We start from the raw sequence: 25,439 nt of genomic DNA, 5'->3' as shown, positions 1-25,439 counted from the left end.
CCTCCACCGGAACCGCGCAGCAGGGTCGTCGCCATGTACTCCAGACTATGGCAAACCCGCCCACTTAGGTCCCCCTGGGCGGCGTTCCTCCGGTAACTTCACAGGTACTGCGGGAGGAACATCAAGGGGCAACTGATGATCTATTCGACCAAGATCCGGATCGCGTCCGCACTCTGTTGCGCCACGATGGCCGCCGCGCTCACCGGTTGTGCGGTCAGCGGCACACCGGTCGCCGCCGAACCCGATGTGCGCGGCCTGGAAACGGGCACCTACGCCACCGACCGGCACAGCTACGACGACACCGCGGGCAGCGAGGGCGCGCTCGTCGAGGGCACCCGGATGTCGGCGGCGGTGGTCCCCGCCGTGCGGATCGACCCGTCGTTGTCCTACGGCCGCGGCGGCACCGTCGTCCCGGACGTGGAGCGAGCGCTCGACTTCGTCGCCAATGTCTCCAAACCCGTGCTGGAGAACCGTAAATTCGTCACCGGCTACGCCGCGCTCGGCTCCGACAAAGCCGATCCGGACGGTCAGAAGCGTCCCGCGTCCGACGCGACCGCCGTCACCACCGCGGTCTTCCGGTTCCCCGATGCCGCGTCGGCCACGCTCGCCGCCCGGGAACTCGAGGACGTCGACCTGGCGGTCTCCCCCGACAACCGCAAGCTCGCCTCCACGAAATATCCGGAGGCCTACGTGCATTGGCGCCCGAACGTCCCGACGATCGGTGCGTTCCTGGCACACAAGGAGTTCGTGATCTCGCTGTTCATCCAGCGACCACGCGCCGATGCCGCCGACCTCACCTCCTGGGTCGACAAGACCCTCGGCGCCGCCCTGACCCAGCTCGGCACATTCACCCCCACCCCCTTCGACAAGCTCGAAGATCTCCCGATCGACCCCGAACGCCTGCTGGCCAGAGCCGTCGTCAAGGACCGCGCCGGCCTGGACCCCGACCAGCATTCGTTCGCCGTCTACAGCCCGGCCCACCTGGTGAACAACGCCGACGACCAGGCCGCACGCCAGCGCCTCGTCGATTCCACCGGCGCCGAGCACATCGCCCTCGTCGACGGCGGCTCCATCACCCGCGTCCGCGACTTCGCCGCCGCCCAGGCCCTGATGAACGGCCTCATCGACACCGCGGGCCACTACGACACCCTCCCCGCCCCCGCCGATATCCCCGGCGCCAAATGCCTGCAACTCAACAATGAGGGCGACGCCGAACAGGAATACAAATACCGCTGCTACGTGCCGTACAAGCGCTACCTGGGCATCGTGAGTTCCGACCAGGAACCCGATGTGCGCCAGAAGATCTCCGCCCAGTTCGCGCTGCTGGCCAATAGTTTGTAAAGATCGGGCACTCCCTTCCCGGATCAGGTGTCGTAGGATTCCGCCGACCATCGTTTCGGGGAGGGATGATCGCGTTGCGAATCACCAGACCAGCCTGTGCCGTGCTTGCGGCCGCACTGCTGACGACCGTCGTCGCGTGCGGGTCCGGCGAGGGGTCACCGGTGACCACCGATGTTCCGGTGGATCTCGCCACCCTCGATGTGGGCGGCTATCCGACGCAACCGCGTCAGGTCGGGGTGGTCGCGAACATGGATCAGGCGCGGTTCGTCGAAGCCGAGCGGCTCGGTGATTTCGTCCCGGCTCCCGCCGATATCGATCCGCGATTCGTCCACACCAGTCCGTTCATGGCCTCCGTGTTCATCGATCCCGAAGCGTCACTGGGCAAGATCATGGCAGTGGACCGGTTCGCCGAGATCGCGCCCGATTTCATCGGTGGATTCGTGAGCTCCGCCGAGACAGAGCGCGAACACAAGGGCATCGACATGGTCAATGCCGTCATGATCTTCCCCGACGCGCAGAAGGCCACCGCCGCCGCGACCGCACTCGAACAGCTCGACTTCGGCTACGCGCCGAACAATCAGCCGATCGAAATCCCCGGTTATCCTGCGGCGAAAGCACATTGGCAGCCCGACCAGCAGTCGATCGGCTCCTGGTTCGCCACCGGTCATCTCGTCATCTACACCTGGTTCTTCGACTATCTGAAGATCTGGCTGGAGAAGGTCGACAAGCAGGCCCTGCTCGACCTGACCCGAAAGAGCCTCGACACCATCGTTCCCGCGGTCGCGAAGTTCACGCCGACGCCCGCCGACCAGCTGATGACGCTGCAGCGTGATCGCGAGGGCATGCTCGGGCGAACCGCACCCCGCCCCCGCGAGGATTCGTGGACCAACCCGCCCGGTGTGTACGCGGGCCGCACCTCCGTCCACTTCTCCTCCGACCCGGTGAGCAGGGCGAAGATGATCGACGACAACGGCGTCGACCTCTATGCCAACGACGGCGCCGAGGTGTACCGCGCGCGCGACATCGCGGGTGCGCAGGCGGTGCGCGACCACCTCGGCGGCCTGACCCGCAAGTTCACCGCCGTGGAGTCTCCGAAGAACCTGCCGGGCGCGCAATGCAAGGAGTACATCGGCAGAGAACGACTGGCGGTCCGCTTCTACTGCGCGGTGTCGCACGACCGCTACGCGGCGTATGTCTGGTCGAACCAGCTCCTCGATGTCCAACAGCGCATCGCCGCCCAATACGCATTGCTGGTGAACGCACGATGACCCTGTCCAAGCGCACCGCGACCATCCTGATCACGGCCATACTGACAACAGCCCTGACTGCCTGCGGTTCCACTGTGTCCGGCACGGGCGTGCCCGGCGAGATCGATGTCCGAACCCTCGACGTGGGCTCCTACCCCACCGAGCCGGTCAATGCCCACGACGACGATCCCGTGCCCGCGTTCTACGAGATGGACACGGTGGCGTCGATGCGGATCGCCGACCACACGATCCACGCCTATGACATCGACCCGCAGATGATCTACGGCAACCGAGCCGACGCCAACTACGCCCGTTTCCTGCCTGCCGAACTCGGCGACAGTCCCGCGATGCAGGCCATCGCCGAGAAGCACAAGATGCTCTACGGCTTCCATTCCAGCGGCGCGTCGAAGGACACTTCCCCCAACGTCAGCGGCAGCGACTGGCCGTCCAAGAAGGACGACAACCGGCTCACCGCCACGACGATGGTCTTCCAGTTCCCCGATGCCGAACGCGCCACCGCGGCGGCCAGGGAATTCCACGACGCCGACTTCGCCACCAAGGAGGGCCGCAACCAGCCGGTGTCGCTACCGAAATATACTGCGGCCCATTCACATTGGCGCCCCGATTCGCCCTTCCTGCGCACCGTGCTCCCGCACGGCCCCTATGTGATCGCCTTCCTGCTGTCGGTGGCCACCCCCGACCTGTCCGCGCTCACCACCCTCGCCGAGAGCGCCTACACCAAGCAGATCGAGGCGCTGGCCGAGACCACCCCGCTGACCGACGAGCAGATCATGGCCCTGCCCTGGGACCCCGAGCACCTGCTGATGCGCACCCTCAACCCGGACGAGCTGACCAAGCCCGATTCCACGTACTTCTTCGTCGGCGGCAAGCAAGGCGCCGTGCACCATTCCGGCGGTCCCCTCCCCGACGACCGCCAGTACATCGACCAGCAGCTCACGAGGATGAACCCCCAGCAGGTCGCCGTGTCCTGGGGCTCGATCGGCATCCGCACCCCCGACGCCGGAACGGCGCGCCGAGCGGTCACCGACAAGCTCTTCCCCTGGCGGACCGAAACCAACGTGGCGCCCCCGCCCAACCTCCCCGATTCCGCCTGCGTGGAGAACAAGAGATTCGCCGCGAAGAAGCGATTCAGCTGCATCGTCGCCTACCACCAGTACGTCGGGATAGTCAGCAGCGAACAGCTTCTCGACGTCCAGCAACGCGCGGCGGCGCAGTACGCCCTCTTCGCCAACAGCCGTTGACGTGATGCGCAGCAACGAAGGAGACCGTAAGAGATGGCGATGAGCCCGGGCACCATCGTCGGTGGCTACCGCATCATCCGCAAGATCGGTGCAGGCGGAATGGGTTCGGTCTTTCTGGCCGATCACCCGAGCCTGCCGCGCACCGACGCGCTCAAGATCCTCAGCGCCGAGCTCAGCCGTGACCCCGAGTTCCGTGCCAGGTTCGAGCGCGAAGCCAACCTGGCCGCCGGGCTTGACCACCCCAATATCGTCTCGGTCTACAACCGCGGCGAAGAGCACGGCCAGCTCTGGATCGCGATGCAGTACGTCGAAGGTACCGACGCCGCAGCCGAACTCGCGCGCGACCCGAACGCGATGACTCCGCTGCGCGCGCTGCGCATCACCACCGAGGTCGGCAAGGGCCTCGACTTCGCCCATCACCGCGGCCTGCTGCACCGCGACGTCAAACCGGCGAACTTCCTGCTGTCGGAAACCTACGGCGACGACGAGCGCGTGCTGCTCACCGATTTCGGCGTCGCGAAGTCGACCGACGACGCCTCCGAGCTCACCCAGACCGGCAGCTTCCTCGCGACCATCGCCTACGCGCCCCCGGAGCAGCTCGCCGGCGGTCACCTCGACCACCGCGCCGACATCTACAGCCTGGCCTGCGCGTTCTACAAGCTCCTGACCAACCAGAACCCTTACCCCGCAACACAACCGGCCATGGTGATGATGGGGCACCTGCACGAGCCCCCACCGCGCCCGACCAGCGTGCGCCCCGGCTTGCCGCCCGCCATCGACTACGTCATCGCTCGCGCGATGGCGAAGAATCCGAACGAGCGTTTCGCCACCTGCCGGGAATTCACCGACGCCGTCGCCGCCGCACTCGTCCCCGGATCCCATCCCACCGGCAACCACACGTCACCGACCTATCCGATCCAGACACCGGCGCAGTGGTCGAGTTCGGCCCGCACAGAAGCGTTCACCGCCCCAGCGAACTCCGGTAGCGCGCCGAAGAATTCGAAGCGCAAGCTCACGCTGTCATTCGGCGCGCTGGCCGCCGTCGTGGCCGTCGCCGCCGGTATCGGAATCTGGGCATCCGGCGGTGGCTCTCCCGCCTCAGCTCCGGCCCCGACCACGTCCACCCAAGCGACCGGGAGCCCGATCGAACAGGCCCGAGCAGCCAACCCCGCCTTCGCGGGCAAAACGGTCCTGATGGTCGACGTGGACGCCGACAACAAGGTCGCTACCTACCTCGGCGGCACCCTGCCGACCAAGTTCCTCGAAGACCTCGGTCTCATCTACAACTTCAACTACACCAAGACCGGCGAAGAACCATCCCCCCGCCCGGTCACCACGTCCTCCGAACGCCTCGATGCCGCAGAAGACACCTACATCCTCGCCGTCCGCAGCGACGCGAAAGCCGGCGGCGGCGGCCTCCTCGGCCTCCCCTTCCAGATCACCGGATCCCGCGCGACGGTGATCCCCATCGACGACCCGATCACCGTCACCGCGATCCGCACCTGGACATCGAGCTCCGAACAAACCCTGCTGTCCAGGCTGGTCCCAATCCTGCAGAGCCGCATCAAATAGGAGTCGAGCGGGCGCACGGCTGGTATGCCGCGGCGCCAGCGGGGGATTTCACCGGTCGTCTGACATGGTTGCGCCGCCGAAGGGTGCGCTACTATGCCCGCGAACCAGATCACCGGGGACGGGGTGGGCTGCGACTGTAGGTAAGTCGCCCCACGATGGGATCAGTTGGACAGTTGGAGGGGGAGAGCGTGCTGCTCAACCGTGGTGCATCGATAACGCGCGTAGCGGTTCAGGCGGCAGTCGCCGTCGTGGTTTCCGCCGCCGTGGTCGGGTGCGGCTCGCAGGTGTCGGGGAGCGCGACGCGCCCCGAACCGGACACGTCGAATCTGGATTTCGGCAACTACCAGACCCAACCGCGCACGGTGGGAAACGCCAAGAGCCTGAACCAGGGTCGCGCCTGGGAGGCCCAGCGTCTCGCGGACTATGTGGCCATGCCGTTCGAGATCGACCCGGCCTACGTCTACGACAATCGCAAGGAAACGCTGGTCCACCCCACCCAGATCGTGCTGAATCGCAAGGGTCTGGGCAAGCTCATCATCAACGACACCTTCGACGAGGTCGCCGAAGATCTGGTCGCCGGCTGGCTGAATTCCTGGGCGACCGAGCCGAGCGGGGGTAGTCCCCGGCGCAGCCTCAATCTCTCGGTCCTGATCTTCCCCGATGCCAAAACCGCCGAGACGGTCGCACCGATCCTCGAGCACGACGACTTCACCTACAACACCGACAACGAGAAGGTGTCGATCACCAAGTACCCGAAGACCTACGCGCACTGGCGGCCGTCGGTCTCCTCCATCGGTTCTTGGACGGTCCACGACCGCTACGTGATCTTCATGAAGCTCGACGACGAGACCCGCGCACCGGACCTGCCCTCGTTGCAGGCACAGGTCGAGCGAGCACTCGAAGTGCAGATTCCGCTGCTGGACAAGTTCGTGCCGACCCCGTCGGACCAGCTCGAACGGGTACCGCTCGACCCGACCGGGCTACTCGGCCGAACCCTGCCGTCGGATCCGTCGGCACCGGCCAGGGCCCAGCCGGACGGATACTTCACCGGGCGCGGCGCGCTGAGCTTGTTCGTCGATCCCGATGCCGAGTTGCTGAGCACCTTCACCAAGCACGGCATCGACTTGATCTCTTTCGGCGACACGGTCGTCTTCCGGTCCACCACCGCCGCGGGTGCGAAAGACCTGTTCACCGAGTGGAAAGCGCCGGACGAAGACGCCATCGAGGCGCCCGCTCCCCAGGAGCTGGGCGACGCCGTCGCCTGCCGAGCCAACACTTATGAGTCACAGGGCGAGGTGAAGACCGCCGACCACATCTGCTATCTGCAGGTCGACCGTTACGCCGTGCAGATTCGCGACAAGAACTTGCAGGATCTCCACCAGCAGGTTGCCGCGCAATACGTTCTGCTCACCCGCCGATGAGGATGCCCGACATGAAGAACACCCTGCGGCTGGCTGGGCTGCTCACGATCGTGATCGTCGGGTCCGGTTGTGCGGCACCGATTTCCGGCGAGGCCAAGCCCGGACTGACACCGGTCGACCTGGCAGCGCTCAAAACCGGCGCGACCGTCACCGAGCCGACCACGTTCGAGTTGAAGTACTCCGACACGGCGAAAACGGTCAGATTGATCGAGGGACGCCGCCTGCTCAACGTCCTCATCCAGCCGATCGACGTCGACCCCGACCTGACGATGCGGGTCACCACCAGGGTGTTCGCCGACGGTACGGACATGTCGAAAGACGACGGCCTCCCTGACATGTTCAAGGCCGCGGTGTCCGACAACAACTTCATCGCCGGTGTCACCGCATCGCGAACGAACGGCAGCGTGCGAAACAGCAAGGGCCTGCACCTGAGCGTGCTGCACTTCGCGACCGCGCAGGACAGCAAGAACGCGGCCGCTGCGATGTATCAGGTGAGCACGACAGGCGAAAACCCCCGGCAGCCGGTGACGATTCCGGGATACTCCGAGGCCAACGGGTCGAGCAAGGATGGCACCGCGGTCAGCGCCTTCCAGGCGCACGGCCCCTTTGTGATCGCGGTCAGCATGTCGCAGGAGACACCCGACTCCGCCGGGTTGGCCACCAAGATCAAGAAGACGCTCGATCTGCAGCTTCCCGCGCTCGACAAGTACCGGATCATCGCCCCCGACGATCTGCTCGACCTGCCGCTCGATCCCGACGGGATCATGCGCCGGGCGACGGGCAAGTCCCCGGCCGGCGACCCGTACGGCATGAGCTACCACGAAGAGGACTTCGGCACCTTCGAGCCGTCGGGGATCCTGCACTTCGAACGCAATCCCGCCGAAGCCCGCACAGCCTTCGAGGAGGCCGGTGTCGACCTGGTCGGCCGTCGCTTCAGCACGGTGTACCGGACTCGCGATGTCGAGTCCGCGTTCAAGTTGCAGACCGTCCTCGCCAAGCGAGGCAAGAGCGACACCGAGCTCGCCCCGCCGCCCGGTATCGCCGACGCCCAATGCCTGCGGCTGGAGGAAGCGGACCCCAACCGTGGCTACAACGGGATCTGTGTCCTCGTGTACGACCGCTACGTCGCCGTCGTCATGTCGCTGGCGACCGTGTCGCGTGCGGCGCTGCAGGTCGACGCGACATTGCAGGAACGAACCGCCGCGCAGTACGCGATTCTGAAGAAGAGCGAGTAAACGATCATGCGAAAACTCCGCGTAAGCAGCGCAGTGGTAACGCTGGGAATCGCTTTGAGCGCCTGCGGTGGCGGTTCCGAGGCCGCGGCGCCCGCACCGGCTGTCGATGTCGCGAAAGTGGACTCCGGTAACTACCCGACGACTGCGGTCGACCTGTCGTCCTCGCGGGTGCCGACCTCGGGCGCCTTGCGCGAGGCGATCCGCATCGGCGCAGCGACTCCGGTTGCCTTCCAGGTCGATTCGCGATTCGTCTTCGCGAACGGGTACGCCGGCGGTCGGCACATCACCCAAGCCGATTCACCGTACTTCGGCGGCGCGGGCATCGAAACCAAAGACTTCAATGCCACGATCCCGGGCGTCGTCGCGGGATGGGAAACCTCGGCACAGCGACGGAAGGAACTCAACGCGGGGCGCGACGTCTCGACGATCACGCTCCGGTTCGAAACCGCCGACCAGGCGAAATTCGCTGCCACCGAACTGTCGAACCGAACTCCCGGAACGGCCCACCAGGTTCCCGGCTATTCCGATGCGCTGGTGAAACTGGAAGCCAAGAAGGAACCGCTGCCGGTCCAGAACGTGCGGGCTTGGCTGGTCCGCGGCGATATGTTGCTGTTCGTCCAGGTCGCCGACTGGATCGGTCTGCCCTACGACCCCACCGCCGACGCCGTTGTCGCACAACGCTTCTTCGACAAGCAGATAGAGATGCTCCGGTCGTATACGCCGACGCCGCTGCGCGATATCGAGAAACTGCCGCTCGACACCGAGAATCTGCTGAGCCGCACACTGCCGACCGAGGCGTCGAAGCGCCCGAGCAAGGGAACCAGTAGCTCCGCGGTCTACCCGACCCAGGCTGTCCTGCATCTCGAAGAGTTTCCCGCGGTGATCAATGCCGCCTATGCCGACGCCGGGATCGATTATGTGTCGTTCGACAGTGGATCGGTATATCGCACCCGCGACGAGGCGGCCGCGAACAGGTTCCGCGCAGCGCTCGACAACGAAACGATCGGCGACGTGGACTACATGAAAGTCGACGGGCCGCCGAATCTTCCGGTTGTCCACTGTTTCAATGCGAAACCCGAAGTGAAATACGCTTCCGATGCACCACCGACGTGTCACGGCGTGATCGGTCGATATGTGTTCGGTGTATCCGGCACGAACTTGCAGGACGTGTACCAACGAGCCGCCGCGCAGTACAAGCTGCTAGTGGGATTCAACTGACGCTCGCGTGCACGGTGGGCTGCGCGAGCACCTGCTAGATTGCCCTGGTTGGCACGTGCACCGCGGGGCGCGCGAAGGATGAGGAGACGCGAATGGCCTTGCGGCCCGGCGCAATTGTTGGTGGCTACCGAGTGATCAAGGTTCTCGGCGCCGGTGGTATGGGCACCGTATACCTCGCGCAGAACCCCAGCCTCCCCCGCCGCGACGCCCTCAAGGTGCTCAGCGGCGACCTGTCGACCGACCCCGAGTTCCGCGGACGTTTCGAACGCGAAGCCAACCTCGCCGCCGGCCTCGACCATCCCAATATCGTCGCCGTGTACAACCGCGGCGACGAGGACGGTCAGCTGTGGATCGCGATGCAGTACGTCGACGGCACCGACGCCTCCGCCGAGGTGGCGAAGGGCCCGGCGGCCATGCCACCGCAGCGAGCCCTGCGCATCATCGGTGAAGTCGGCAAGGGCCTCGACTACGCCCACCGCCGCGGCCTCCTCCACCGCGACATCAAGCCGGCAAACTTCATGATCGCCGCGGCCGAGGACGACGACGAGGAACGCGTCCTGCTCACCGACTTCGGCGTCGCCAAGTCCGCCGACGACGGCCAAGACCTCACCGCCACCGGCAATTTCATGGCCACCGTCGCCTACGCTCCCCCCGAGCAGCTGATGGGCAGCAAGCTCGACCACCGCGCCGACATCTACAGCCTCGGCTGCTCGCTGTACAAACTCCTCACCGGCCAGAACCCCTACCCCGCCACCGTGCCGGCCATGGTCATGATGGGCCACCTCCACGAACCCCCACCCCGGGTCACCGCGGTCCGCCCAGACCTCCCGCCCGCGATCGATCACGTGATCGCCAAAGTGATGGCGAAAGATCCGGCCCACCGCTACAACACCTGCCGCGAATTCATCCAGGACGCCCACAACGCCCTGTTCGGCGCACCGATGCAGGCACCGGCAGCACAGGGCTTCCACACCTCCCCCAGCACCCCGATCGCCAACCCGATCACCGCGGCCACGGATGTGGTCCCACAATGGGGCACCGATCCCAGCCGCGCCGTCGTCGGCTACCCACCGCACGGCGGCGGGGTTTCCGAGCAGGACATCCTCACCGCCCGAAACCCGAAGCCATACCGCCCGAAGCGCAGCCGAAAAATGCTACTTACCAGCATGATCGCCCTCGTTGTGGCGGCCTTGGTCGGAACCGGTGTCTTCGTCTTGACAAGGCCCGACGGAGGATCGACCGGTGGTGGTGACCCAATGGCACAGGCCCGTTCTCAGCATCCCGAATTCAGCGGAAAGTCCATCACCGCGTACAACTTCGGCAATTCCACTCTCTCCGTGGTCCTCAACCCCAGTGACCAGTGGAAGTTCCTGCGCGACTTGGACTTCGACTACAACTCCGAATTCAAGGCCGTAGGCGACGAGAAGTCGCCTCGCGCATTGTCTGTCGGCGACTACAGCATCAAGAACAACACCGACATCGTCGTCGTGCTCCGCACGGACAGCCAGGCGGGCAACGGCGGGTTCCGTGGACTGCCGTATGCATTGACAAGCGGAAAAGGCAAGGTCGTCGTCATCGACGATCCATCGACCGTCCAGGCGTTTCAGGTCTGGAGCAATCAATCGCAACAGATCCTCATCGACAAGATGCTGCCGCAAATCGCAAAGGCCATGCAGTGACCTCAGTTACTCACAAGCTTAGGACCGCAGCACTATTGGCGGCCATAGCGCTCGTGCCGGGCTGCGGTGTAACCATCTCCGGATCTCCACTGCCTGGTGCAACGCCTGTCGATCTCGACTATCTGCGCCCAGGGCCATTCAAGAACGAACCAACACCGTTCGGAATTGAGTGGGGCATGGAAATGCCGAAGAAGATTCGCCTCATAGAAACCCGCAGGATGCTCAACTATTTGGTGCACCCTTTCGACGTAGACCCCGACCTTCACACCCCTGGGGGCACACGGATCTTCGCCGATACTGATGCCATGTCATCAGGAAATGGACTGAGTGAAGCATACTTAGACCCGGTCCGACTCAACGTCAAATTCATCGGCGGGGTATCGACTTCCCAATCCAATGGAAGTGTTCGCACGCCCAAGGATCTGGCAATCGCCATCCTGCAATTTTCAACCGATGTCGAGGCTATCAGGATTGCCGACGAATTCCATCGCATTACTCTCGACTCGAGCCCCAGGCAGACAGTTGAGATATCAGGTCGCCCGAACGCCCGGGCGTCAGCCGAATCTGAAAGAATCCTGGATTCTTGGGAGCCTCGCGGCAAATATATAATTTGGACGAGAGTCAAACTTCCGCATCCGAATCTCGATGCAGCAATTGAGGCAGCAAAGAAGTCGGTCGAGATGCAGGTAGAATCGCTCGATCGCTTCAAGCCAATTCCGCTAGACGATGTCCTCGACACTCCGCTCGACCCCGAGAATATTATGCGGCGAGCAGCCGTACGATCTGATCGCGATAGCGTAGGAATCAGCAATTATGAAGAGGACTTTGGACCATTCCAACCCTCGGGCATTCTTCACTTCGAGCGACATCCAGTAGAAGCTCGCAAGAAATTTGAAGAGTCAGGTGTTGACCTGATCGGCCGCCGAGCGAGCACAGTCTACAGAACTCGTGACCTTGCATCCGCCTTTCGACTGCAGACTTTCCTTGCAGCCCCAGGCAAGAATGACTTCATTTTGAAATCACCGCACGGCATGGCGGACGCGCAATGCATAAAGCTTGACACCGCGGACCAAAGTCGGGAGTACGACGCCTTATGCGCAATTGTATACGATAGATACGTCGCCGTAGTTACCGCGGAAGCAATAAGCGGCGGCGAGGTCGAAAGTGGACTAATGGAGCGGGCAGCTGCGCAGTACGCCATACTGAAGAAGTGCGACAAGTAATGCGGAAGGCAGGGTTCGCACCGGCGCTTGCAATGTGCATACTCTTGGCCGGCGCGTGCAGCGGCCAGGATTCACGACCTACGATAGAGATCGACAAACTCGATACCGGAAACTTCGCAACGAGTCCACTCGACGTCGAATCCTTGAGGACTCCGCTGTCTGGTGTCGTCCGTGAAGCAATTAGAATCGGCAATGCAACTCCGCTAGCCATGGAGTACGACGAGCGCTTCGGCTTTGCGCCGCTTCATCCCGCCCGCAGCAACCGGGTAACATCTGAAGAACCGCCATATTTCAATGGAACTAGAATTGAGAGCAAGCAGTTCGCAACCGAAGTACCGGGCCTGATTGCCGGTTGGCGCATGTCCGCAAACCGGCGTGACGAACTCGGCAAAGGTCGGTCGATCGAGACGTTCACCCTTCGATTCAAAGATTCGAGCCATGCCCGCAACGCTGCGGACATTCTAATGGAACGCAGTGAAGGCGAATCCTTCGATGGATTCGCCAACTATCCGGGCGTGCAGTCAAAAATCACCCAAACTGATTCACTGGGGGTAACGACGCTTCGCGCCTACCATGCAGTAGGCGACATGCTGATCTCAATTCAGATATATGACCCAGTCAGCCGACCGTTCGACCCGGTCGACAACACAAACATTGTAAGTAAATACCTCGACCAACAGCTAGCCTTACTTAAGCAATACACCGCAACATCGATCACAGAGCTGGATAACCTCCCACTCGATACCGAGGGGCTGCTCAGCAAAACCCTTCCCAGGGACAAGCCACACTCTGGAGCCGCCGTTTACCCGGCGCACGCTGCGCTAGCACTCACAGAACGACCCGCCGCATTGTCATCCGCATTCGCCGATACAGGCGTCGACTACGTCGCGATAAACGGGGCAACCGTCTATCGCGCTCGCGATAACGCAGCCGCGACACGCCTCGTAGCAGCGCTGAGGAACGGTGCATTCAACTTAGCTGGGCTAGTTGACGCCGAAGCACCAGCGCACCTCCCGGTGGCGCATTGCTATGATCTGGACCCAAACCTCACCATGACTGGAGTCAACAACCCCCGATGCATTGCGCCAGTCGGCCGATACGTCATTTCTGTTGCAGGGACAAACCTACAAGAAGTGCGTCAACGGGCTGCTGCACAGTACAAGCTACTCGCGACGACAGGCTAGCCTCGATCTTTCTTGACGCTGCCGTGTCGGCGTAGCCGGGGTGGTTATCGTCGATTTCGTGTCCGGGCGTCGCGCATCGCCGACCGTCCGTCTGCGCGGCAGGGTTCCACTGGCCTGGTAAATTGCTCCTTCCTGGATCGGAAGAGCCGGTTTTTGCACAGGTCAGGTGGCTTCGAGTCGAGCCGACGCGGTCGGTAGCAGCGACTTCCAAGGCCCGCGCTTGGCCAGGTATAGCCGGATTCAGCGGGCGCTCCCGTCACACGAACTGGCCCGTCACGACCCGCGCCGAACACCCAATACGTCGGCGACATCACCCACGTAAGACTACTAATACAGCAGTTCAAGCATAAGAAAGTGGTGGGCCCGGAAAAACTCCGAGCCCACCACTTGTAGCGTACGACTAGCCAAGAAGCCTGTTGGCCATCGCGATGTCGGTTGCCCGCATGTTGTCTGCGCCGGAGAGGGTGGTGGCGCCGATCTTCTGCAGCTTCGTATTCAAATCGACCGACTGGCTCTGCCACTTTGCCTGCAGGGCGACGAAGGCTGCAGAACCTTCACCATCAGACCAGTTTTCTTCGATGAAGCGCTGGAAGTCATTTTCGTAGTCTTGCAGCGCAGTCGTGATCTGCTGAGCCTCTGCCTGAAGACCCACACCGGCGTCGTTGATGGCGCCGAAGTCATACCTAATAGCTCCGATGTCCATTTTCTGATCCCTTCAGTAAATCCGAGTCGTGGAATTTAGGTGGTCTTGAGGTTCAACTGCGGGACACTGTCCGCCGGTTCCCCGCTGGCGAGGATCTGCTGGGCGTTGTCAATCTCAGAATCCGAGATCGAGCTTGCAACAGACGCAACATTGTCGGAGGAGGTGTACAGCGCCTCGTTCAGAGCTCGTGCTGCTGCGAGGTAGTCAGTCATCGAGGCCTGGAAGGCCCGACCAGCCGCGCCTTGGAAGGAAGGGTTGTTTACGTCGGTGGCATGTCCCTCCGACTTGCGGATCATCCCATCGATCGCGTCATGCTTATCCTTCATACGCGTCGAGAACGCCTGGATCTCGGCGGGCGAAGCGGAAAATCCCATCTTCTGGCTCCTTCGTGGTCAACGGTGGACCAGACCCCCCTGCTGGCGATCTGAGCCCTTCATCTTGGTTGGACGCACCGACGGTGCGTTCGGTTCCATCATCTTCGGAGAAATTTCCGAAAACCTACTGCGAGATCGACACTGATCGCATCACTTCCTCGCACGCAGTACTGACAGTCCCCCATCCTCCCGAGCCGTGCTGGCAGCCGACGTTCGCCTGGACGCCATGGTCGAGTAGGACGTACCACCTGACGACGGATCCGTCGCCAGGAAGCTCTTGGTAGCCGATCCCCCGGCGCCCAGCGAACACCACGTCGCGTTCGGGTGTACCGAACCGGCCTGGCTCGGCGCGAGCGATCCGCGCTGTGATGTCCCTTAGCACTTCATCATATCCAGCCTGTTCTGCAACAGTGTTGTACGTCACAGTAATTCGGCCGGGGGTGGCTGTCTGCGGAACGAGGGCAGCTCGCTCCGGGTTCTCGCCGGCGGAGGGCCGCCAGCCCGCCGGAATGTCGAAAGCTACGCGGCCCATAGTGTGGCGGCGTGGCGCGTCGGCGGGCTGGGTCGTCGATGGTTGCGCCGGAGTAGATGTCGCGGGGGTCCGGGTCGCGGGTGCGCTCGGGTCGGCGGGTGCGGTGGAACCTGCCGCTGTGGCCGCATCTGCACCGCTGCCCCTCGTAGCCGCCACTGCGACGACACCCGCCGTGATCACCGTGAGCGCAACGGCCACTGCCGCAACGATTTTGGCCGTTGCGACGCGGGGTGACGGGGCTGTGGCGGCAGCGCGCTCGCGCAGGGTGCCGACCCATTCGGCGTTCTGTGCCGGGATCGGGCGCGTCCGCTGGTCGGTAAGACTGAATTGCGGCAGCAGCAGGGCGGTCAGGGCAAGCGGCTGTACCAGCGGCGTGGGCTGCGTGGTCCACGTCTGTGCGGCGAAATCACGCAGGCGCTCCAGCAATGGCTCGTCGTGCGGTCCGACGACGAGCACCGATGTCGGCCGGGAGCCCTCGACAACCTGTCCGATCATCGCGGTCAGGCGTTCGACGGCAGCGTCGTTCCATTCGCCTGCGCCCAAGGTTGGTTCGTGCTCGCAGGCAGCGACCACGATCTGGTCTCGGGATCGGTCGACGGCACTGACCGTGACATCCAGCGGCTCGATCTCGACGACGACAACGAGTTCCGAAGTCGCCAGAGACTGCCGCAGTCTGGCGACACGGACGGCGATCGACTCGAGGAGAACAGAGCTGGAGTACCTGCCGAAAGAATTGTCAAGGGTCGACCGCCGCACCGCCGACCATGAACTGGGATGTGCGACGCCGATAGTCGCGCCCGGTGCGGTCGGGGCCAAGCCCCCGAGCACCTCGTCGACCACCGCATCCATCGCCGCGGCACCCGGCATCGGATTCGGTTCGAACCCGATCCACGCCGAGTCGGCCAGCGCCAGTGCCGACACCGACGGCTGCGTTGGTCCGACCGGCGCGCCGACCACGATCCCGCCCGGAACGGGCATCACCGTGGGGACGACATCCACGTGCCGGGCAGCGGTGCGCGCCAAGATGCGCGCATCGCTGACCACGACGTCGATGTCGGTCACAAAGCCGGCGACCATGCCAACTGCACCAGATCGATGGCGTTCCTCGTGACCAAGGTGCCTCGGCCGGGCGGCATCGCGCTGGCGCGCACGGTGCCGAACAGCTGACCTTCGTCCCGGCTACCGCTCATCACCAGACCGATGCACCCGACATCGCGCATCCTGGACACGACCGGCTCGTACAGAGCCCGGGACGCACCGCCGGAACGGCGAGCGATGATCAGGTGGAAGCCGATGTCCTTGGCGTGCGGGATGAACTCGACCAGCGGCGAGAGCGGGTTGCCCGACGTGGTGACCACCAAGTCGTAGTCGTCGATGATCAGATACAGCTCCGGGCCCGTCCACCAGGAACGAGAACGCAGTTCCTGCTGGGTGATGTTGGCTCCTGGCATCCGGGACTTCAGAATCCCGACGACCTGCTGGATGAACGGTGTGAGCACCTCCGACGAGGGCGCGTAGCCGGCGAGGTGATTGGTTTCGATGGTGCCCAACAGAGTTCGCCGGTAGTCGCCGAGGATGATCTTGGCCTGCGCCGGGGTATTCGACTCGACGATGCCCTGCGCGATTCCCCTGAGCAGTGCCGTCTTACCGCACTCGCTGTCACCGAAGACCAGAAAGTGCGGGGTATCGGCCAGATTGAGCATGACGGGTGCCAGCTCCGCCTCGTTGACGCCGATCGGCACCTGCATGTTCGGCCGCGACCGGTCCACCTCGGCGGGCCAGTTGCGCATCGCGCGCAGCAGCTCCGCACGGTCGAGCTGATCCGGCAGGGTCCGGGTACCGGGGGCGGGGCGGCCAGGAGTGCGCTGTGCGATCAGCTCGACCGCGTGTGCGACACCGACACTGAGATCCAGCGGATCGGAGCTGCCGTCGACACGGGGCAATGCCATCAGCATGTGCAGCGCATCCGGCGTGATGCCGCGACCCGGACGACCCTGTGGCACAAGGGAGGCGAACTTGCGGCCGATGTCGGAGTCCATGGGATCACCGAGACGGAGTTCGATGCGCGTGGCGATCTGGTCCTTCAGGGCGGGACGCGCTTCCATCCAGCGGGACAGTGCGATGACGACGTGGACGCCGTAGGAAAGTCCTTGCAGGGCAAGGTTGGTGATCTGCTGTTCGAGTGCCTCGTAGTCCTGGCGGATCGTGCCGAAGCCGTCGATGACGAGGAAGGCGTCGCCGTAGGGGTCGGCGTGGGCGCCTGCCGCGGCGGGGCTGCTGTTGGGGTCCATCGCGCGCAGGCGGCGGTACTCCACCATGGACTCGATGCCCAGCTGGTGGAAGCGCTGTTCGCGCTGGCGGACCAGGGTGCTCATCTCGGCGACCGTGCGGCGGACCTTGTCCGGGTCCAACCGGTTGGCGACCGAGCCGACGTGCGGCAGTCCTTCCAGGCTGGACAGGGTGCCACCACCGAAGTCGAGGCAGTAGAACTGCACCTGCTCGGCCGTGTGGGTCATCGACATGGCCATCACCAGTGAACGCAAGGCCGTCGACTTGCCCGACTGCGGGCCACCGACGATCGCGACGTGACCACGCGAACCCGAGAGGTCCAGCATCATCGGGTCGCGGCGCTGGTCATAGGGACGGTCGACGATGCCGATCGGTGCTCGCAGGGTGGCGGCGGCGGAGTACTCGCCCGTGATGATCGAGCGCGGGATCAGCTGGTCCAGGGTCGGGGCCTCGTCGAGGGGCGGCAGCCAGATCTCATGGGCGGGGCGGCCGTGGCCGGTGATGCGGGATACCAGCATGTTCAGGTTCGACATCTGTTCGCCGTCGTCGCTGGGTGACTCGGGCTCGTAGGTCGATTCGACCGGGACCGGGACTCGGTCGGAGGTGCGGAAGCCGACGTGGTTGGCGCTGAACGGGCGGGCGTTGACGTCGATTTCGCCGCCGACGATGCCTGCGCTGGTGACCTCGCGCTGCGGGCCGCCGCCGACGTAGGGGCCGGAGACGTAGGAGGCCTGGAAGCGCTGGATCTCGCCGGAGTCTGCCTTGAGGTAGCCGCCGCCGGGAGAGTTCGGGAGGTTGTAGGCGTCGGGGACGCCGAGGACCTGGCGGGACTCGTTGGCGGAGAAGGTCTTCAGGCCGATGCGGTAGGACAGGTGGGATTCCAGGCCCTTGAGCTTGCCCTCTTCCAGGCGCTGCGAGGCGAGCAGAAGGTGGACGTGCAGCGAGCGGCCGAGGCGGCCGATCATCACGAACAGTTCGGCGAAATCGGGGTGCTGGGTGAGGAGTTCGGAGAACTCGTCGAGCACGACGAACAGCGCGGGCAGCGGGTCGAGGTCGGCTCCTGCGGCGCGGGCCTTCTCGTATTCGGAGACGTTGGCGAAGTTGCCTGCCTGGCGCAGGACTTCCTGGCGGCGGTTCATCTCGCCTGCCAGCGCGTCTTTCATACGGTCGACGAGGTCGGCTTCGTCTTCGAGGTTGGTGATGACGGCCGCGACGTGCGGGACGCCGTCGAGGCCGAGGAAGGTCGCGCCACCCTTGAAGTCGACCAGGACCAGGTTGAGCTGGTCGGGCGAGTGGGTGGCGAGCAGGCTGAGCACGAGGGTGCGCAGGAACTCGGACTTACCGGAACCGGTTGCGCCGATGCACAGCCCGTGCGGGCCCATGCCGTTCTCGGCGGCTTCCTTGATGTCGAGTTCGACCGGGTTGCCGTCGGCGCCGACACCGAAGGGGACGCGCAGCCGTTCGCGGCCGTAGCGGGGGCGCCAGGCGCTGGCGGGGTTGAAGTTGCCGATGTCGCCCAGGCTCATCAGCTGCGACCAGGTGGAGATGGTCTCGTTGTCGTCGGTTTCGACATCGCTGCTGCGCTGGGTGGCGGCGCGGTAGGGGGCGAGGCGGCGGGCGGCCTGCTGGGCCTGCTCGGCGCTGACACGGTCGATGGTGGCGAAGCGTTCCTGGTTGCCGGTGGCGCCGCGGCCGAGGCATTCGCCGTCCTCGACGACCATCTTGATGCCACGCGAAACGGCAAGGCGCGGTGCGTAATTGCACAGGTCGATGATGGTGACGCCTTCGAAGCCGGACTCGCGCAGCTGGTCGTCCTCGGCCTCGAGCAGGCCGCCGTCGACGACGATCACCACGTGCACCAGGTTCGGGTTGTTGGGCTGGTTACGCGAGTAGCGCACGCGGTTGCCCAGCAGCGGGTGCAGGCTGCTCAGTGCTTCGCGGATGGAGCCGTAGAACATGCGCTGGGTGCCGATGCCGTCGGAGACCTCGGGGTGCTGGGTGTGCGGGAGCCACTTGGTCCACTCCCACTCGCGCGCGGTGTCGGGGCCGCAGACCACCGCGACGAGCACCTGGTCGGGCGCCTGGAACATGCACAGCTGCAACAGCATCGCGCGGGTCATGTCGCGTGCCTGGGCGCGGTCGCCGTCGAGGGCGATGGTGCCGAAACCCTTGACCGCGATCGCGGTGGGCAGGTCGGGGACGGTGGAGTGGGCGCGGACGAAGCGGCGCAGGGAGACCGCGGCGATCGGTTCCAGTTCCTCGACCGGGCCGGTCTCGGGGGCGACCAGGCGGGTGGCCAGGCGCTGACCGCCGAGGCCGATGCGGGCGTGGCAGAAGTCCTTGTCACCGGAGCGGCGCTCCCACATGCGGCTGGTGCCCGCGAGCATCCAGATCAGGCCGGGCTCGGGGTGGCTCCACTCGACGGCGGCGCGTTGCTGTTTGGCGGTCTCGTCGACGTCCTTGCGGACCTGGTCGAGGTAGCGCAGGTAGTCCTTGCGGTCCTCGTTGGCCTCGGCGGCCTTGGCGCCCTTGCCACTTCCCTGGCCGAACATGGTGACCATCGACATGATCATCATCAGCGGGAACATCATCGACATCGGGTTGCGGAGCATGTCGCCACCCTGCGTGAACATCAGCGCCATCATGCCGACCATGCCGACCACCATGACGACGGGCATCAGCTTCATCAGCAGGTTTCCCGGTGTGATCCGGGGGATCTCGGGCGGCGGCTGCAGGGTGACCTCGCCACCGGGCGTGCGCGGCATCTCGCGCCGGGCACGGCGCTGGAACCTGACTGTGCTCATGGTCGAAGACTCCCCCTGCTTGACTACTCGCTGTCTGTCCTCGCGACGGGCTCAGTGTAGAGGTCGCGGCCGACATGTCGTATGGTTCGTCAGGCATTCTGCTGTCCGAACGGTGAGTTCCGCAAACTGTCGATCGTCTGAGCGATCGAGCGGAAACACGAGGTAGAGACGGAGTTGGGGGAGTTTTGACGCACGCGCGACTCGATCATCTTGAGGAGGATTCCGCGCGCGGCATCGTTCGCGCACCGGACCTGGCCAGGGTGACGATTCTGGCCAAGCACACGCAGGTCGACATGGCGATTCCGGTCGATGTGCCGGTCGCGCTCGTCATTCCGAGCGTGGTCGACATGGTCGCCCAGCACAGCCGGTCCAACGATTTCGACAACGACGGCGAGCGCTACGAGCCTGCCGAATGGGTGCTCGCCCGGATCGGTCATCCCCCCTTCTCGAACTCGCTCAGCCTCGGTGAGCACGGCGTGCGCGACGGCGAACTCCTCATGCTGGAGAGCGCCTCGCACACCGCGCCGACGCCGCTGTTCGACGACATCATGTACAACGTCGCGATCGCCGACGCCGAGCACTACCGGAGCTGGACGCCGAAGACGGCCCGCATCACCGGTTCGGTGCTCGCCGCGATCACGATGCTGGTCGGCTGCTTCGGCCTGCTCGCCGCGCCGGATGCGTTGCCGTTCTGGGTGACCGGTTCGCTCGCGCTGTTCGTCGCCATCCTGTGTGTCGTCGCTGGCACCGTGCTCAGCCGCATGTACGGCGACACCTCCGCCGCGCTGGTCCTCGGCGGCTGCGCGCTGCCGACCGCCTTCACCGGCGGCATGCTGCTCGTCCCCGACCATTACGGCTGGGCCCATCTGCTGCTCGGTTCGACGCTGTTCGGCGCGACCGCGGTGCTGGCCTGGCGCGTCACCGGTGTCGGTCTCGCCCTGTTCATCGGCGCGGCAACGGCATCGGTGTTCGTCATTCCCGCGGCGATCGTCGGGCTGCTCACCGATCAGCCGATCAAGGCCATCGGCGCGGCCGTCGCCGCGATCGCGCTGGCCGGGCTGTCGCTGTCGCCGCGCGTGTCCATGCTGCTGGCGAAGCTGCCGCTGCCGCCGGTCCCCTCCCCCGGCACCCCGATCGACCCGACCGAGGACGACCCGGACGACCACCGCGCCCTGCCGACCCTCGACGCGCTGCGCGCCAGGTCGGAGCGGGCCCGCAACTACCTCGCCGGCCTGGTCACCGCGACCACGCTGGTCACCGTCGTCGGCGCGCTGCTCGCGGTCGACGCGGGCGCCGACGACGCCTACTGGCCCGGCATCGCGCTCGCGCTGGTCTGCGCGGTCGTGCTGATGTTCCGCAGCCGTACCTACGCCGGCGCCGAGCAGGCCATCGTGCTGATCGCGGGCGGCGCGGCGATCGTGCTGCTCATGCTGATCGGTGTCTCGCTCGAAATGCGCCAGCCGCTGGTGGTTTTCGGTGCCGCGCTGGCCATCCTGATCGCCGCGCTGGTGATCGGCCTGATCGTGCCGAACCAGTCGGCCACACCGCCGATGCGCCGGGCTGTCGAACTGCTCGAGTACGCGTTCGTCGCCGCGGTGCTGCCGCTGGTGTTCTGGGTCGCCGAGCTCTACTCCCTCGTCCGCGGGCTGTGAACGCGAGCCTGCGCGTCGCGGCGGCGGCCGTGGCGCTCGGTGTCGGCGCGTCGTTCGGGCTCGGGGCCGCACCGGCTTCGGCCGAGCGCCCGCCCGCGGCCGATCCGGCGAACCTGCCCGCCGGTGATCCGGCCGCGCCGCCGGAGAAGACCGAAGTCGGGTCGAACGCGGTGTGCACCACCGTGGCGACCGGTGGCGACGGCGCCGCTGTCCCGGAGGCGCAGCGATCGCTCGATCTGGCCCGTGCCTGGGAATTCTCCCGCGGCGCAGGCCAACTGATCGCGGTGATCGACACCGGAGTGAGCAGGCACGACCGGTTGCCCGACATGATCGCCGGCGGTGACTTCGTCGCCAATTCCGGTGACGGCGCGGAGGATTGCGATGCGCACGGCACGTTCGTGGCCGGGTTGATCGCGGCGACCCAGATTCCAGGACAGGGTTTCGCCGGCGTCGCGCCCGAGGCACGCATCCTCACCATCCGGCAGACCAGCAAGATGTATCAGAAGGAGGGGGCCAATCGGAACAAGGCTCCCGAGGACCTGCCCGACGGATACGGCAACCTGAACACCATGGCCTCGGCCATCCGGCGCGCCGCCGATATGGGCGCGAGCGTCATCAATGTCTCCGAGGTGTGGTGCGGCACCAACAAGAACGTCAACGACAGTGCCGTCGGCGCGGCGCTGCAGTACGCGGTCGAAGTCAAGAACGCGGTTCCTGTTGTCGCCGCGGGTAATTCGGATACCTGCAAGACCGCGAACACGGTGATCGACCCGCTCGAACCCAACGCCGACCCGTGGACCAAGACCTCGATGATGGTCAGCCCGGCCCGCTGGGACGACTACGCGCTCGCCGTCGGCTCGATCGACGCGAACGGCGCACCGTCGAAGTTCACGGTCGCCGGACCGTGGCTCAGTGTCGCGGCGCCCGGCGAGAACATGACCTCGCTGAGCCCGCGCGGCGCCGGAACCGCGACCGGGACGGTCAATCAGCAGGGCGCGACCGCCGCGATCAGCGGAACGAGTTTCGCGACGCCGCTGGTGTCCGGGGTGGTCGCGCTGGTCCGTGCGCGCTTCCCCGAGCTCAGCGCCAAAGAGGTGATGAAGCGGGTCCAGGCGACAGCGCACGCGCCCGCCGAGGGCTGGAATCAGTACATCGGCTACGGCAGCGTCGATCCGATCGCCGCGCTCACCGCCGAGGTCACCGGCTCGCTGCCGCCCAAGCGGCCGTCACCGGCCAAGCAGATGCAGCTCGCGGTGCCCGCGCCGACGCCGGCGCCGGACAACACCGCCCGGAACGTGGGGTTGATCGGCGCGGGCACTGTCGGCCTGCTGTTCGTGCTCGGCATGCTCGCCTCGTACCCGATCCGTCGCCGTTTCGGAGTACGCGAAGACACCTGAGTTCGCGGGGCGGTACCGTCCTCGGGTACCGACCCGCCGAACCAGGTAGCCGCATGGATCCGTTGACCACTGACCGCCCGCCGACCCGCAGGCAGCGGTGGGAACGCGCGACCAACCTTCCGCTGATGGTGCTGGCCGTGCTGTTCCTGCTGCTGTACTCCTGGCGGGTGCTCGACACCGACGCCTCGCCGACGCTGGATTCCGGTCTGCTGTGGGCCGATATCGGCATCTGGGCGGTCTTCGCGGTGGACTTCGCGGTCCGGCTGCGCTTGTCCACCGATCGCGTGCGGTTCGTCCGCAAGCATCCGCTGGACCTGCTCGTCGTGCTGGTGCCGCCGTTTCGCCCGCTGCGCCTGGTGCGCGCCGCGCTGCTGCTGCTCGACACCCTCAACCGGGCGACGAAACCACGCACCCGGCTGGTCACCTTCGTCGCCAGCAGCTCGCTGCTGATCCTGCTGCTGTCGAGCCTGGCCTTCTTCGACGCCGAGTACGGCGCACCCGAGAGCAAGATCAAGACCTTCGGCGACGCCCTGTGGTGGTCGGCTGTCTCGGTGACGACCGTCGGCTACGGCGACGTCTACCCGGTGACCACCGAGGGCAGGCTGGTGTCGCTGGTCCTGATGACCCTCGGCATCGGCCTGATCTCGTTCGCCATCGGCACGATGACCAGTTGGGTCGTCGAACAGCTCAAGACGGTCGACGACGCGACCGACCGCGCCGAGCGGACCCTCGCCGAACTGGTCGACGAGGTCCGTTCGCTGCGCTCCGAGGTGGCCGAACTCCGCGAGCGGTCGCAGGCTCCGCCCGGCTAGTTGGCGGCGGGGTTGACGGTCGCGACAGGCTGCTTGGCCGGCGACGGGTCGGGAGCGATGCCGTCGTGCGCGACCATCGCGTCCTCGCGGCCGAGGCTCGGTCCGCCCGCGAGCAGGCCGACGATCGGCCACGGCGCGGGTTCGGCCTTCACCTTCTCCAGCCCGAGGGCCTTGACCGCGTCGGCGTTCTTGATGCCGAAACGAACACCGGTGTCGGCGATGTAGAACAGGCTGTCCTTGCGGCGGCTGTCGGGTTCGATGCCGGTGGTCTGGACGTAGGCACCGGAGGCGGGCGGGATGTAGACGGAGTCGGCGTTGGCCTTGGACCCGTCGGCCTGGGCCAGGTTTACCAGCTTGGCATTGTCCGGGATGGGCAGCGCTATACCGGTGAGCACGGAGAGCTCGGCCCTGGCGGTGCCGTCGGCATTGTCGGTGGCGCCGGCGATCGGCTTCCAGGTCAGGCAGCTGACGGGCTGATCCTTGGCCGTGACCAGGGTCGGTCGGTCCTTCGGGTACGACCCCACCTTCAACGCGCTGGAGACGTTGGCGAAGGTGTGCTCGGTCGACTGGATGGTCGTTCCGGTCATGTTGGTGTTGTAGGAGTTCCGGATGATCTGGGCGGTCAGCGCGGTGACCGGCTGGAGCCCGTCCTGCAACACCACGTAGTCCTGGTTCGCCGCGTTGAACACCTGGACGACGTCACCGATCTTGTGCCCGCTGACGCTGTAGGACGGGGTGCCGCCCGGGTTGTCGATGGTCGGCGAGATGATCGGCAGCACCTCGGGGATCGCGTTGAGCAGGCCCTCACCGATGGGTCGCGGTGTCTCGCCGACGATTCCGAGCGCCTTGGTGACGGCGGGATCGGTCAGGTTCACCCTGGCTCGTTTGCCCTCGTAGACAAGGTATGCAGAGTCCTTGCCCTGCACCAGCAGGGCCTTGCTCGCGTCCAGTACCGAAGCCTTCGAGCCGAGATCGGGCGAGCCGGCCAGGACCGAGGTGGTCAGGTCCTTGCTGCCGTCGGCCTTGAGCTGGTCGCACACCGACCACTGCCTGCCCTTGCCGTCCTTGTCGTACATGATCGACGACGGCGCACCGGGGATGCCGATCAGCTGACCGCGCGGCTTCTTGCCGAGCTCGGATTCCTTGACGATCACCGCTTTCGACGCCTCACCGGCAGCCAGGCGGGCCGAGGCCAGGTTCAGCGCGGGGTGCACGACATTCTCGATGACGACGTAGACGCCACCGGACTCCTTGCCGATCAGGATCTTGTTGTCGCCGATCTTGTCCTGCGGACGCAGCAACGCGAGGATGCCGCAACCCGCCAGGACGACCAGGCCGAGCACCAAACCGACGGCGTACGCACGGGTCTGGGCGCGCATCGGATCGTGCAGCATGCGCACGTCCCGGCGCACCAGGGCGTGCTCCATCCGCCGCACCAGGAAGCGGTAACCGCTGACCTGCCAGCGTGTAGTGGGTTTTGAAGGCATGGTTCCT

General features: G+C 65.3%; 18 protein-coding genes. 13 read left to right on the top strand and 5 right to left on the bottom strand.

Features of this window, described 5'->3' with window-relative positions; genetic code table 11:
* The first annotated feature begins 135 nt into the window (after positions 1-135).
* The 10 genes from IEY60_RS20410 to IEY60_RS20365 all read left to right on the top strand — a co-directional run bounded on the left by IEY60_RS20410 (position 136) and on the right by IEY60_RS20365 (position 13,382).
* The gene (locus IEY60_RS20410; protein WP_189030635.1) at positions 136-1,341 is read left to right on the top strand and encodes a DUF7373 family lipoprotein; all 1,206 of its coding nucleotides are present in this window, start codon (positions 136-138) and stop codon (positions 1,339-1,341) included.
* A gap of 161 nt (positions 1,342-1,502) precedes the next feature.
* Positions 1,503-2,609, top strand: a complete 1,107-nt coding sequence (locus IEY60_RS20405; protein WP_229739986.1) for a DUF7373 family lipoprotein — start codon at positions 1,503-1,505, stop codon at positions 2,607-2,609.
* Positions 2,606-3,850, top strand: a complete 1,245-nt coding sequence (locus IEY60_RS20400; protein ID WP_189030633.1) for a DUF7373 family lipoprotein — start codon at positions 2,606-2,608, stop codon at positions 3,848-3,850. The genes IEY60_RS20405 and IEY60_RS20400 overlap by 4 nt, the downstream gene beginning before the upstream one ends.
* 33 nt (positions 3,851-3,883) lie before the next feature.
* Positions 3,884-5,422, top strand: coding sequence for a serine/threonine-protein kinase (locus IEY60_RS20395; RefSeq protein WP_189030631.1), 1,539 nt, complete (start codon positions 3,884-3,886; stop codon positions 5,420-5,422).
* Between the two features lie 248 nt (positions 5,423-5,670).
* Positions 5,671-6,843, top strand: coding sequence for a DUF7373 family lipoprotein (locus IEY60_RS20390; protein WP_189030629.1), 1,173 nt, complete (start codon positions 5,671-5,673; stop codon positions 6,841-6,843).
* A gap of 11 nt (positions 6,844-6,854) precedes the next feature.
* Positions 6,855-8,078: a DUF7373 family lipoprotein gene (locus tag IEY60_RS20385; RefSeq protein ID WP_189030627.1), complete on the top strand. Its 1,224-nt coding sequence runs from the start codon at positions 6,855-6,857 to the stop codon at positions 8,076-8,078.
* 33 nt (positions 8,079-8,111) lie between these two features.
* Positions 8,112-9,296 carry a DUF7373 family lipoprotein gene (locus IEY60_RS20380; protein ID WP_189030625.1) on the top strand — a complete coding sequence of 395 codons (1,185 nt, stop codon included), beginning with the start codon at positions 8,112-8,114 and terminating at the stop codon, positions 9,294-9,296.
* A gap of 92 nt (positions 9,297-9,388) precedes the next feature.
* Positions 9,389-10,975: a serine/threonine protein kinase gene (locus tag IEY60_RS20375; protein ID WP_189030623.1), complete on the top strand. Its 1,587-nt coding sequence runs from the start codon at positions 9,389-9,391 to the stop codon at positions 10,973-10,975.
* Positions 10,972-12,198 carry a DUF7373 family lipoprotein gene (locus IEY60_RS20370; RefSeq protein ID WP_189030621.1) on the top strand — a complete coding sequence of 409 codons (1,227 nt, stop codon included), beginning with the start codon at positions 10,972-10,974 and terminating at the stop codon, positions 12,196-12,198. Before IEY60_RS20375 ends, IEY60_RS20370 begins: the two co-directional genes overlap by 4 nt.
* Positions 12,198-13,382 carry a DUF7373 family lipoprotein gene (locus IEY60_RS20365; RefSeq protein WP_444543803.1) on the top strand — a complete coding sequence of 395 codons (1,185 nt, stop codon included), beginning with the start codon at positions 12,198-12,200 and terminating at the stop codon, positions 13,380-13,382. Before IEY60_RS20370 ends, IEY60_RS20365 begins: the two co-directional genes overlap by 1 nt.
* Before the next feature lie 400 nt (positions 13,383-13,782).
* On the opposite strand, the gene IEY60_RS20360 is transcribed toward IEY60_RS20365, so the two are convergent.
* The 4 genes from IEY60_RS20360 to eccCa all read right to left on the bottom strand — a co-directional run bounded on the left by IEY60_RS20360 (position 13,783) and on the right by eccCa (position 20,084).
* Positions 13,783-14,085 carry a WXG100 family type VII secretion target gene (locus tag IEY60_RS20360; RefSeq protein WP_189030618.1) on the bottom strand — a complete coding sequence of 101 codons (303 nt, stop codon included), beginning with the start codon at positions 14,083-14,085 and terminating at the stop codon, positions 13,783-13,785.
* 35 nt (positions 14,086-14,120) lie between these two features.
* Positions 14,121-14,459: a WXG100 family type VII secretion target gene (locus IEY60_RS20355; RefSeq protein WP_189030616.1), complete on the bottom strand. Its 339-nt coding sequence runs from the start codon at positions 14,457-14,459 to the stop codon at positions 14,121-14,123.
* Between the two features lie 124 nt (positions 14,460-14,583).
* Entirely contained in the window at positions 14,584-16,053 is a 1,470-nt protein-coding gene (locus IEY60_RS20350; RefSeq protein WP_189030607.1) for a type VII secretion-associated protein, read from the bottom strand.
* Entirely contained in the window at positions 16,050-20,084 is a 4,035-nt protein-coding gene (eccCa, locus tag IEY60_RS20345) for a type VII secretion protein EccCa (RefSeq protein WP_189030605.1), read from the bottom strand. Before eccCa ends, IEY60_RS20350 begins: the two co-directional genes overlap by 4 nt.
* A 185-nt stretch (positions 20,085-20,269) precedes the next feature.
* Here eccCa and eccD point away from each other — a divergent pair, with 185 nt between their 5' ends.
* From eccD to IEY60_RS20330, 3 genes are read left to right on the top strand one after another with little or no spacing between them, the layout of a single operon-like run.
* Positions 20,270-21,736 (top strand): type VII secretion integral membrane protein EccD, encoded by a 1,467-nt coding sequence (gene eccD, locus IEY60_RS20340; RefSeq protein ID WP_189030603.1) that lies wholly within the window; start codon positions 20,270-20,272, stop codon positions 21,734-21,736.
* Positions 21,733-23,133, top strand: coding sequence for a type VII secretion-associated serine protease mycosin (mycP, locus tag IEY60_RS20335; RefSeq protein ID WP_229739985.1), 1,401 nt, complete (start codon positions 21,733-21,735; stop codon positions 23,131-23,133). Before eccD ends, mycP begins: the two co-directional genes overlap by 4 nt.
* 53 nt (positions 23,134-23,186) lie before the next feature.
* Positions 23,187-23,945 (top strand): potassium channel family protein, encoded by a 759-nt coding sequence (locus IEY60_RS20330; RefSeq protein ID WP_189030601.1) that lies wholly within the window; start codon positions 23,187-23,189, stop codon positions 23,943-23,945.
* Here the strand turns inward: IEY60_RS20330 and eccB are convergent.
* Complete coding sequence (gene eccB, locus IEY60_RS20325; RefSeq protein WP_189030599.1) at positions 23,942-25,432, bottom strand: type VII secretion protein EccB; 1,491 nt, start codon at positions 25,430-25,432, stop codon at positions 23,942-23,944. The genes IEY60_RS20330 and eccB overlap by 4 nt on opposite strands.
* Positions 25,433-25,439: the final 7 nt, after the last annotated feature.

The sequence above is a fragment of the Nocardia rhizosphaerihabitans genome (assembly GCF_014646295.1).
Taxonomy (GTDB): domain Bacteria; phylum Actinomycetota; class Actinomycetes; order Mycobacteriales; family Mycobacteriaceae; genus Nocardia; species Nocardia rhizosphaerihabitans.
This window is presented reverse-complemented; position numbering and strand designations above follow the sequence as displayed.